The sequence below is a fragment of the Frankia sp. CgJB1 genome, from assembly GCF_977947065.1.
On sequence record NZ_CDWTNB010000151.1, the window covers coordinates 1 to 9,865 of the forward strand.

At 70.1% G+C, this 9,865-nt stretch carries 10 protein-coding genes and 1 pseudogene; 4 read left to right on the plus strand and 7 right to left on the minus strand.

Annotated elements, in window-relative coordinates; all coding sequences use genetic code 11:
• Positions 1-30: 30 nt before the first annotated feature.
• The 3 genes from AC08OT_RS15705 to AC08OT_RS15715 all read right to left on the minus strand — a co-directional run bounded on the left by AC08OT_RS15705 (position 31) and on the right by AC08OT_RS15715 (position 1,798).
• Positions 31-429 carry a transposase gene (locus AC08OT_RS15705; RefSeq protein WP_476596087.1) on the minus strand — a complete coding sequence of 133 codons (399 nt, stop codon included), beginning with the start codon at positions 427-429 and terminating at the stop codon, positions 31-33.
• Positions 430-525: 96 nt separating this feature from the next.
• Entirely contained in the window at positions 526-1,065 is a 540-nt protein-coding gene (locus tag AC08OT_RS15710; RefSeq protein ID WP_476593794.1) for a winged helix-turn-helix domain-containing protein, read from the minus strand.
• 73 nt (positions 1,066-1,138) lie between these two features.
• Complete coding sequence (locus tag AC08OT_RS15715) at positions 1,139-1,798, minus strand: ISAs1 family transposase (RefSeq protein WP_476593793.1); 660 nt, start codon at positions 1,796-1,798, stop codon at positions 1,139-1,141.
• Between the two features lie 483 nt (positions 1,799-2,281).
• Between AC08OT_RS15715 and AC08OT_RS15720 the strand changes: the two genes are divergently transcribed.
• The gene (locus AC08OT_RS15720) at positions 2,282-2,824 is read left to right on the plus strand and encodes a YdeI/OmpD-associated family protein (RefSeq protein ID WP_476593792.1); all 543 of its coding nucleotides are present in this window, start codon (positions 2,282-2,284) and stop codon (positions 2,822-2,824) included.
• Between the two features lie 117 nt (positions 2,825-2,941).
• Here AC08OT_RS15720 and AC08OT_RS15725 read toward each other — a convergent pair whose 3' ends face one another.
• On the minus strand, positions 2,942-4,090 hold the full coding sequence (locus AC08OT_RS15725) for a MalY/PatB family protein (RefSeq protein ID WP_476593791.1): 1,149 nt from the start codon (positions 4,088-4,090) through the stop codon (positions 2,942-2,944).
• Between the two features lie 515 nt (positions 4,091-4,605).
• On the opposite strand from AC08OT_RS15725, the pseudogene AC08OT_RS15730 reads away from it, so the two are divergent.
• From AC08OT_RS15730 to AC08OT_RS15740, 3 genes and pseudogenes are all read left to right on the plus strand, one after another.
• Positions 4,606-4,749: pseudogene (locus AC08OT_RS15730) on the plus strand (hypothetical protein); the annotation flags it as partial.
• A gap of 127 nt (positions 4,750-4,876) precedes the next feature.
• Positions 4,877-5,812, plus strand: coding sequence for an IS110 family RNA-guided transposase (locus AC08OT_RS15735; RefSeq protein WP_476596082.1), 936 nt, complete (start codon positions 4,877-4,879; stop codon positions 5,810-5,812).
• A complete protein-coding gene (locus AC08OT_RS15740) occupies positions 5,805-5,954 on the plus strand; it encodes a hypothetical protein (RefSeq protein ID WP_476596081.1) in 150 nt (49 codons plus the stop codon). The genes AC08OT_RS15735 and AC08OT_RS15740 overlap by 8 nt, the downstream gene beginning before the upstream one ends.
• A 357-nt stretch (positions 5,955-6,311) precedes the next feature.
• On the opposite strand, the gene AC08OT_RS15745 is transcribed toward AC08OT_RS15740, so the two are convergent.
• The 3 genes from AC08OT_RS15745 to AC08OT_RS15755 form a co-directional block, all read right to left on the minus strand.
• Positions 6,312-7,244: a DUF6039 family protein gene (locus tag AC08OT_RS15745; protein ID WP_476593789.1), complete on the minus strand. Its 933-nt coding sequence runs from the start codon at positions 7,242-7,244 to the stop codon at positions 6,312-6,314.
• Positions 7,245-7,254: 10 nt separating this feature from the next.
• Positions 7,255-9,627: an ACP S-malonyltransferase gene (gene fabD / locus AC08OT_RS15750; protein ID WP_476593788.1), complete on the minus strand. Its 2,373-nt coding sequence runs from the start codon at positions 9,625-9,627 to the stop codon at positions 7,255-7,257.
• A 16-nt stretch (positions 9,628-9,643) separates the two neighbouring features.
• The coding region (locus tag AC08OT_RS15755) for a DUF6039 family protein (RefSeq protein ID WP_476602968.1) at positions 9,644-9,865 on the minus strand (222 nt) is incomplete at its 5' end.

Consider the following 9,865-nt stretch of genomic DNA (forward strand, 5'->3'; position numbering starts at 1 on the left):
CCCCAAACACAGATCAAATGATCAACTTATTTAATGACTATCCCTTTGACGGCGCCCTGGTTTCAGCCCGTGCTTGACCGCCCGGTGGACGTCGTCGAGGGTGCGGGCGGCCAGGTTCACCAGCGCGGTCCGCTTGATCTGTGACCACACCCCCTCCGCCGGGTTCAGCTCGGGGGCATAAGCCGGCAACGCCACCACGCTCACCCAATCTGCGTGTTCCTGTAGAAACGCGGCCATCTCCGCTTGGCGGTGGATGTTCACCCCGTCCCAGACCAGGATCAGCCGGCCCCCGGGAAGCTGCGCGTGCGCGGCGGCCAGCGGATTCCGGCAGTCCTCCCAGCCGATGCCCTTGCGCTCCCCGGGACGACTACGCCAGATCCGGGCCCGGTAGAGCAGCCGTGGCCGCCACCCGGGCCGGTAGCAGACCATCGGCAACCACACTCACCCGCCCGGACCTGCTCCGGCCGGGTACCCGCACCACCGGTGTCCGCCCACGTCGACCCCAGGTCCGTGCCCGTGGCGGCCTCAGGCTCTGCCCTGTCTCGTCGAGGAAACAGACCCAGGCATCCTGGGTCGCCGCGGTCTTTTTACCGCCGGCCACTCCTGCTCCGTCCACGTCTGGACCGCGGTGTCATCGCGTTCGACCGCCCGGCGGGCGGGAAGCTGACACGACCAGCCGTGCCGGTCCAACAGCAGCCACACCCCGGCCAGCGTGTAGGACACCCCGAACTCCCGCTCGATCACCTGGGCGATCCGGGCCAACGTCCACCGCTGATCATCCCAGCCGTACGGTCCGGGACCGCGGCGCAGGATCGCCTCCAACCGGGCCAGGTCCCGATCATCCAACCGGCACCGTGACCCCGACCCGGCCGACCGCAACCCGGCCTCACCCCCGATCTCCCACGCGTGGTGCCAGCGGCTCGCGGTCTTCGGAGTCACCCGGAACTCCCGGGCGACCTCGGCCTGGCTCGCCCCCGCCGCGAACCGGCTGGCCGCGGCCAACCGGACCCGTTCACGTTCCACCTGATCGGCGGGCGTCAACCCGCCACCCGTCGCGTACCTCATACAACTGGTCTACCCGCCCCAAACCCGCTGGTAGACAGCTACAGAAAACCGCCCTGACCCCGAAATTTAAAGCTCAGTAGTCGATCCCGCGTTTTCTGAGCAGGATGGCGGTCCTGAACTGTGCGTGGGCCGCGTCGGCTGTGGCGATCGTCCGGCCGCGGGTGTGGTGGAGGTTCTTCACGAGGTTGGCGACCTGGGTGATCTCGTTCGTGTCGTCGGGTACCAGGGTCTGCGCGACCACCGCGCCGGTGTCGTGGGTCATGGCCGCGAACAGCTTGACCTGCTTGTTCTCGTCGGTCCACGCGCCGCGCAGCACCTTGCCGTCCAGCGCGATCACGAGGTCCCCGTCGTGGTCGCGGGTCGCGCAGTCGTGGATCCAGGCGCAGGTGACCAGGTCGAGCAGGTCCGCGTCCACGTGGGTGAGGACGTCGCGGATGGTGGACTCGCTCGGTGCGGCGTAGGCCGCCGTGAAATGGTCGTAGGGTACGCCGAGCTGGGCGAGCAGGCATTGCGGGAGGTCGGCCGCGCGCCTTCCGATCTGCCGGTATCCCGTGGCGCCGGCGAGCGTCGCGACGAGCGTGACGGCGAGCACGAAAGGAAGGTCGTAGACCTTCCCACGGTCGGCGCGGAAGTCTTTTACCTGGCGCAGCATTTCGAGAAGTCGGGCGGCTTTTCCGTCGATGGCCTGGTCGTGGCCGTTCGACAGCGCGGCGCCGGTCTGGCATGATGGCACGAGATGGCCTTCTTGGTCGGGTTTTGGTTGGTCGCGCTTTCATCATCCGACCGGAAGGCCACTTCCGTCACTACGGCCGGCCAGGTTTTCGGTAATTCAACGACCGGAAGTTTTTCTCGAAGAGCTTTGCCGTGTTCCTCGAACCGATATCTGGGCGTGCGGAGCTGGTTTGCGCGGCCCGTGCCAGGTACGCATGGGGAAAGGGACGCTTCGCTCGCGCTGTGTCGCCTAGGGCGCCCCGAGTCACCCCACAGCACGTCTACAAAACGTCACCGATCACAACGTAGCGTCATCTCTGCGCGGCCCTGACCATAACATGCTCTGCGGTGACGCTTGAGGACAATTGGGTCGACGTACCGGGCGACATTCCGACATGTTTGCAGTCAGACCGCCTTCTCTACCAGCTTGGTCTTTAAGAGACGCACGTCACAACGTCACAAGCCGGGTAGCATCGGCCACAATAGCGATCTCCCGGGAGGGGTCTTGTCCAGTAGCCCGGAACCCAAGGCCACGTACTTCGCGGATCCCGACGAATGGCGCAGCTGGCTGGAGGCCAATCACGAGACGGCAGGTGAGGCGTGGGTCGGCTTCTACAAGAAGGGAGCAGGCAGAACCGGCATCACGTGGGCCCAGGCGGTCGACGAGGCGTTGTGCGTGGGGTGGATCGAGGGCAGGCGCCAGCGGGTGGATGAGCAGCACTACGTCATCCGGTTCACGCGGCGCAAGCCCGGCAGCGTGTGGAGCGACGTGAACCGCAGGCGTGTGGCGGAGCTGCGTGCCGAGGGGCGGATGCGGTCCGCCGGGGAAAAGGCGCTCCAGGATCGGTCCGAGGCGAAGGCCGGGTCGTATTCCTACGAGCAGAACGGGGACTCTGTCGCCTTCGAGCCCGACCAGGAGCAGCGGCTGAAGGCCGACGACGCGGCGTGGACCTTCTTCCAGAGCCAGCCAGCCTCTTACCGCAAGGCCGCCATCTGGTGGGTGACCAGCGCCAAGAAGGACCAGACCCGGGCCAAGCGGTTCGAGTAGCTACTGCAGGACTCGGCCAACGGCCGCACCGTGCCTCCTCTGACCCGACGCGGGTGACCAACGCGAGTGACGAACGGCGTACCTGGCCCCCAGCGCACGTGGCCGCCGACCTCACCATCAGGGCAGCACGCCGGTGGCGGGCACCTTCGGCAGCGAGTGCCGGTCGTCGGTGCCGGCAGGCTGCTCCACCTGGCGCACCGCCTTCTCCATCCGCCGCACCAGCTCCTCGAGCACCGGGCGCGGCGTGGCGACGTTGAGCCGGACGAAGCCCTCGGCCCCGTACAGCCTGCCATCGTTGACCGCGACCTTGCCCACGTCGAGGAAGAACTGGCCGAGGTCGGCGATGCCCAGACGGTCGGCCATGCGGCGGCAGTCCAGCCACGCCAGGTAGGTGCCGTCCGAGGCGTGGTGGGTGACGTCGGAGCCGAAACAGCCCAGCAGGTCAGCGAGTATCCGCTGGTTCCCCTCCAGGTAGCGCATCGTCCGCCGCAGCCACAGGTCGCCGCCGGCGAACGCGGCGACGCTGCCCTCGACGCCCAGGATGCCCACGCCGTCGCGGTCGCGGGGCCGCATACCCATCAGGCGCTCGTGGTCGGCGGGGCTGCCGGGTACGGCGAGCGCGCACTTCAGGCCGGAGATGTTCCAGCCCTTGCTCGCCGACATCGCGGTGACCGACGAGGTGGCCGCGGCCCCGGGCAGTGAGGAGATCGGGACGTGCTCACGCCCGGCGTACACCAGGGGCGCGTGCACCTCGTCGGAGATCACCACCGCCAAGTGCCGCTCCGCCAGCCTCAGCACGGCGCGCAGCTCGGACTCGGTGAACACCCTGCCGGTCGGGTTGTGCGGATTGCACATGAGGTAGGTGCTGGCCCCGTCGGCGAACGCCTTGGCCAGGCCGGGCAGGTTCAGCCGCCAGCCGTCGTCCCGCAGCTTCATGCCGTTGGGCACCAGCACGCGCCCGGCGGCGGTGACAGCCTCGAAGAACGGCGGGTAGGCGGGGACGTCCACCACCACCGCGTCCCCCCGCTCGGTGAACTGCTCCAGCGCGACCTCGACCACCCGCATGGTGTCCGGGAACGGGATCACCATCGCCGGATCCACCGACCAGCCGAACCGGCAGCGCAGCCAGTTCGCGAACACCGACTGCAGCTGCGAGCTGGTGGTGAAGGTGTAGCCCAGGTCGCCGCGGTCGAGCGCGTTGCGGATCGCCTCGAGCACCGGCTCGGCGAGCGGCAGGTCCATCTCCGCGAGGAACGACGGCAGCACCTCGGCCGAGTACCGCTGCCACCTCTCAGTTTCTTTGGCCCTTCGGGCACGCCGCCTGCGGCGTGAAAGGGCTGGTGCTGCCGCGGTCGGTCCGGCTGGTCGATCGGGCCCTGCCAGGGCCCCGGGCTGTTGGCGGCCTCCCGGGATCGCGCCGCCATGGTGCCGGTGTACACCTGTCGGCGAGCGCGTGACCGGCTTCCCCTGGCCGAAGGTCTGCCCTGCCAAGCGGTCTGGGAAGGTCGGCGCCGGCCGTCCGTCCAACGCCGTCCGCTTCCTGGCCTTGAGGCCGATTTTCAGTTTGGCGAGGGATCCTGACCTTACGGGTCGCCACCTGTGCTCCGAGCACGCCAGTCAGAATATGATTGCTTTCGGTCCCCGGACGGCTGCTTCTAGTAGTCGACCTGAAGGGGGTTGGTGTGGAGGGCGTGGAGCTGCCCGACGACGAGGATGAGCAGATCCTCCAGCGCGTCGCCGCCATCGACGTCGCCAAGAAGGCGGGCAAGGTGTGCATCCGCATGCCGTACGGGAAGAAGGGCAAGCGGCGCACAGCGGTCCTCGACGTGCCGGCGACCTACCCGGCGGTGGTGGAACTGGCCGACAGACTGGTCCGCGAGGGGATCGAGCGGGTCACGCCCGAGAGCACCTCCGACTACTGGCGGTTATGGTATTTCTTCCTCGAAGAACGGGGCCTGGACGTCGTTCTGGTCAACGCTCGCGACGTCAAGAACGTCCCAAGAACGTCCCAAGAACGTCCCAAGACGTCCCAAGACGGACAAACTCGACGCCGTGTGGCTGGCCAAGCTCACCGAGCGGGGCATGCTGCGCGCCTCGTTCGTCCCCCCGAAGGAGATCCGGGAGTTGCGCGACCTCACCCGGATGAACGCGGACCTGGTCGCGGACCGGACCCGGGCCAAGCAGCGAGTCGAGAAGGTCCTCGAACTGGCCCTGGTCAAGCTCTCGGCGGTGATCTCGGACATCTTCGGGCTCTCCGGGCGGCGGATGCTCGACGCCATGGTCGCCGGCGAGCGCGACCCGCGCCGGCTCGCGGACCTCTCCCGCGGGCTGAAGGCACCCCGCGAGACGCTGATCGCCGCGTTAACCGGCCAGTTCTCCGACCACCACGCCTTCCAGCTCAAGGTCTACCTCGAGCAGATCGACGAGATCGACACAAAGATCGCTTCGCTGTCCGCGCGGATCGAGCAGTACGTCGCCACGCTGCCCATGCCCAAGGGCCACGTCGAGATCGCCGCTCCCGCCACCCGAACCACCACCGAGACCTTCGGCGGCGAAGACGGCACGGTCGACCCGGCCACCGGCGAGATCGTCCCGTCCGCCGCACCGGCCCGGCCCGCCTGGCCGGCGGGGATGACCGGACCCTGTCTGGTCGCGCTGCTCGACGCGATCCCCGGGATCAGCCTGGACGCCGCGCGGATCATCCTTGCGGAGATCGGCACGGACATGTCCCAGTTCCCCACCAAGGGCCATCTGGTGTCCTGGGCAAAGCTGACCCCGCGCACGATCCAGTCCGGTGGCTCGCTGCGCATGGGCCGGACCGGTAAAGGCAACCGCTACCCGCGCCGGATCCTCGCGACGACCGCGGTCGTCGCCGGGCGGACCCACACCTTTACCGGTGCCCGCCACCGGCGACTCAAACGCCGCCGCGGGGCGCTGAAGGCAGTCGTCGCGACAGCGCGGCTCAATTATCTGGGAGCTGTTGAGTAATCCAGCAGTACCATTCCGCGACCTCGGCGAGGATTACTACGCCCGCCAAGGCGACCCCGAGCGGCGCAGCCGCGCCGCCGCCCGCCAGATGAAGAACCTCGGTATCTCCCCGGAGCAGGCCGCGGCCCTCGCCGCCGCCTGACCCGCGCCCTGACGGCCACCCGCCAGCGAGATCGCTCGCCCGTCCAACGCCGCTCGCCGGTAGAAGGACCGGTAACAGCCGCATCGCACCCGTTGCCATCACCCCCACCAGCGGCCAAGTGCCCTGGTGGGCACGAGCCTGCCCACGTTGCGCTGGGTTTTCCAGTCAGGTGGCGGGTCCTCCAGGATCCGGCCGGGCACCCGTTCTGCATCACCACCATGGTCTGACAGCGGATCGGGAGGGGCCCCGCGGGCCCCTCCCACGCCGCCGGGCGCGGGCCCGCGTCGGGCGGTTCGTCACATCGCACGGAAAAGGGGAGGAAACCCGGCCGGGTTTCCTCCCCTTCGCGCGTCCTCGCTAGCCCCACTGCTGCGCGGTCAGCGCGTGGTCCCGGCCGCCGCCCTCGCGGATGATGCGGTCCCAGCCGCCCGCACCCCGCTCGGGCGACACCCAGTCCCGCATGTAGGCGGCGCGCGGCGCGGTGGGATCCGTGCGCGCATCGATGCCCATGAGCACGTACATGCTGCTCAGGTGCTTCATGTGGATGAAGAAGTGCACGCGCTCCATGGGGCCGAACAGTTCCTCGAACACCAGCGCCGTGGCGTGGCCGGTCGCGTTGAGGTTCATGTTCTCCGCGACCGTCCGGGCGAACAGCCGCGCCTCGGCGCGGAACTGGTAGCTGAAGTCGATCACGCGGTGCATGATCACACCCGCGCTGGCGGTGGTCAGGATCCGGTCCGGATCCTGCGCGGTCTGGTGGGCCGCGCCCAGCACCTCGAACCACGGCACCGGCGAGTCGGCCTTCAGGGGGCTCAGGGACGGGTCCTTGGCCATCGCCTCGGTCGCCGTGCCGAACATGCCCCACCGCTGCGGGAACATCATGTGCTCCTCGACGCTGCCGGGTACGAACGCTGCCCCCCAGTCCCGGGCCCGCTGATGCGCCACGTAGCCGCCCAGCACGCCGTCGCGCAGGTCAGGCGCGCCCCCGAGATGGACCAGAGCGTCGTAGTCCTCCAGGGACCGCAGGTGGATCAGCCAGTGCACGCGGTCCTTGACGCCGAAGGTATCCTCGTAGACGAATACCGTCGCCAGGCCGTCCTGCTTGCCGTTGACGAACTGCGCGGCCTCACGCGCGAGGTCGCGCGCCAGGTCTGCCTGGCTGGCGGCGATCTGGGCCGAACGCTGCACCAGGACGCCGCAGTTACCCGAGTGCAGCACCCGGTCTACCGGCTGGCTCGTCTGGTGCAGAGCTGAGCGCACGGTGGGGGTCCCGTTGCCGACTTCGGTCACTGCTTCTCCCTCATTCTCGTGACGCGGCACCGGTGAGCGCCGCTCGTCTTTCCCGCAGCACGTGGGCCGCGCCGACCATGAGCCGCTCGGCGATGAGATCGACGTGGCGCGCGCGCCAGTCCTGCAACGGCGTCCCGGCGACGAAGCGGTTGAACGCGCCGATCGCCGGGCCGCAGTGAATCTGGAAGTTCGCCCGCTCGGCTTCGTCGCCCGCGGTGGCCAGGCGGTTGGTACGGGCGAAGTAGGACCTGAACACCAGCGCCATGCGGTGCTTGGGGTCTCGTTCGGCGCGCTCCACCTCGTCGGGACGCCCCATGCCCAGGTAGTGCTCGCGGGTCTGCTTCCACACCTGCTCCAGCGGCGCCCGGAAGCAGTCCCGCTCCAGGGCAGCCCGGGTGCCCGCGTCCAGCTCCTCCAGGCCGCCGTGCTGCCGGTAGAGCTGGTAGAGCCGGTTGGCGCGGGCCGCGAACAGCGTGCCCTTGCGGACCACCTGCACCCGCGAGCCCAGCTCGAACAGGTCGCCCGCCGGGGCGTCGGTGGTGTCCTGCACGTCCAGGCCGGACAACAGGTCCTTGACCGCGTCGGAGGTGCCCGCCTCCGGCGAGCACTGGTTGACCGAGCCGGTCATCACGAAGTCCGCGCCGAGCACGAACGCCGCCGCCACCGCCTCGGGCGCACCCAGACCGCCCGACGCGCCGAGGTGCACCCCGTCGCTGTAGCCGTGTTCGGCCACCACCCGCTCGCGTAGCCGGGCCAGGGACGGGATCAGGGTCAGCGCCACTCCCCCGTCCGTGTGCCCGCCCGAGCCGGCTTCGACGCACACCTCACCGGCCACCGGCAGGCGCCGCGCCACCTCCGCCTCGCCGCGCGTCAGCGCGCCCCGGTCCACCAGGCCGCGCAGCAGGTCGGCCGGCGGCGGGGCCATGAAGGCAGCCGCCACCTCCGGCCGGGACACCTTCGCCAGGACATGGCGGACCGCGACCGGCGCCCCGTCCGGCCCGCGGCGCGCCCCGGCGAACCGGAACCGCACCACCGCCGGAGTGACGGAGGTGAACCCCGCCGCCTCGGCGAACCGCACGTCGTGGCGCAGCAGGACGTCCACGACCGCTTCCTCGCCCGCCGGGTCGGCCAGGTCGTGCAGCAGGTTGACGCCGTAGGTCAGGCCCGGCGTGCCGGCGAGCCGCAGCACGGCGCGTTCGACCTCGGCCAGATCGAGTCCGCCGGACCCGAAGTAGCCCAACAGCCCGGCCTGCCCGATGCGGGTGACCAACTCGACCGACGCGACCCCACGGAACATCGCACCGGCGAGGTAGGCGTACCGCAGGCCGTAGGCCGCCCGGAACCGGGCGCTGCCCAGCGCGGCGGCGTCCGGGTCGACCTCGCGTTCCGGCTGGGCATGACCGTTCGCCGCCGGTGCCGCCGGTGCCGGCGCGGCTGGTGCGGAACCCCCGACCACGACCGCGTCCCACCCGGAACGTCCGACCGCGGCCCCGTTCGGCCCAGGACCGTCGGCCGCCGCGGCCCCGTCCGGCTCGGGACCTTCGGCCACCGCGGCCTGCCACAGCGGGGTGAGAACCCTGGCGTCGCCGACCTCGCGCGCCTCGGTGACCCCACGTCGGATCAGCTCGCGCATCGACCTCCGCCACAGCACCGGGCTGTCGATCTGCCGCGCCAGCAGAGCGGCCACCCCGCCCACCGGGTACGGCGCGGCGGTCGCGTTCGCGATCACCGGCACGGCCGGGTCACGGAACACGACGCCCGCCAGGTGCTCGCCGAACCGACGCGCCGCGTCCGCCATGTACCGCGAGTGGAACGCCGCGCTGACGGCGAGCGGGACGCACCGCTTTCCGGGCAGCTCGCGGACCGCGTGGCGCACCAGACGGATCGCCTCGGCCTCACCCGACACCACCACCTGGGTGACCGAGTTCTCGTTGGCGACCTGGGCCCTGTCGGCGACCCCGCACCGGTGCAGCAGCGCGGTGACCTCGTCCGGGTCGAGCCCGACCACGGCCGCCATCCCGCCACCCGCCGCCTCACCCATCAGCTCACCGCGCCGCCGCACCAGGCGCAGGCCGGTGGCGAAGTCGAAGCACTCGGCGGCGAGCAGCGCGTTGTACTCACCGAGGCTGTGCCCGGCCAGGTAGTCGGGCGGTGGTTCCCGCTCGGACACGGCCCGGTGGGCGAGGGCGTTGACGACGAAGATCGCCGGCTGCGCCCACCGCGTGTCGGCCAGCTCGCCCGCCGGGTCCGACAGACACAGCTCACGCACCGACCTGCCCAGCACGTCGTCGGCGGTGGCGACCAGTTCCGGGAACCGGTCGAACAGCTCCGCACCCATCCCTGCGCGCTGCGACCCCTGACCGGGGAAGACCCAGACCCTCATCGACGACGCCGGGGGTTCAGCCGGCCGGGTACTGGTAGGGCACCAGCAGGGTGTCCTCGATCGTGCCCGGCATGAAGGTGCGGCCCCAGCCGCCCCCACCCTTGACGGGCGAGATGTAGTCCCTGGTCATCAACGTGCGGAATTCGTCGTCGGTGCGCTCCAGGTCGGTCAGTTCCTGGTAGGCGTCGAACGACGTGAAGTGCACCAGCCAGTGCAGCCGGTCCATCACGCCGAAGGT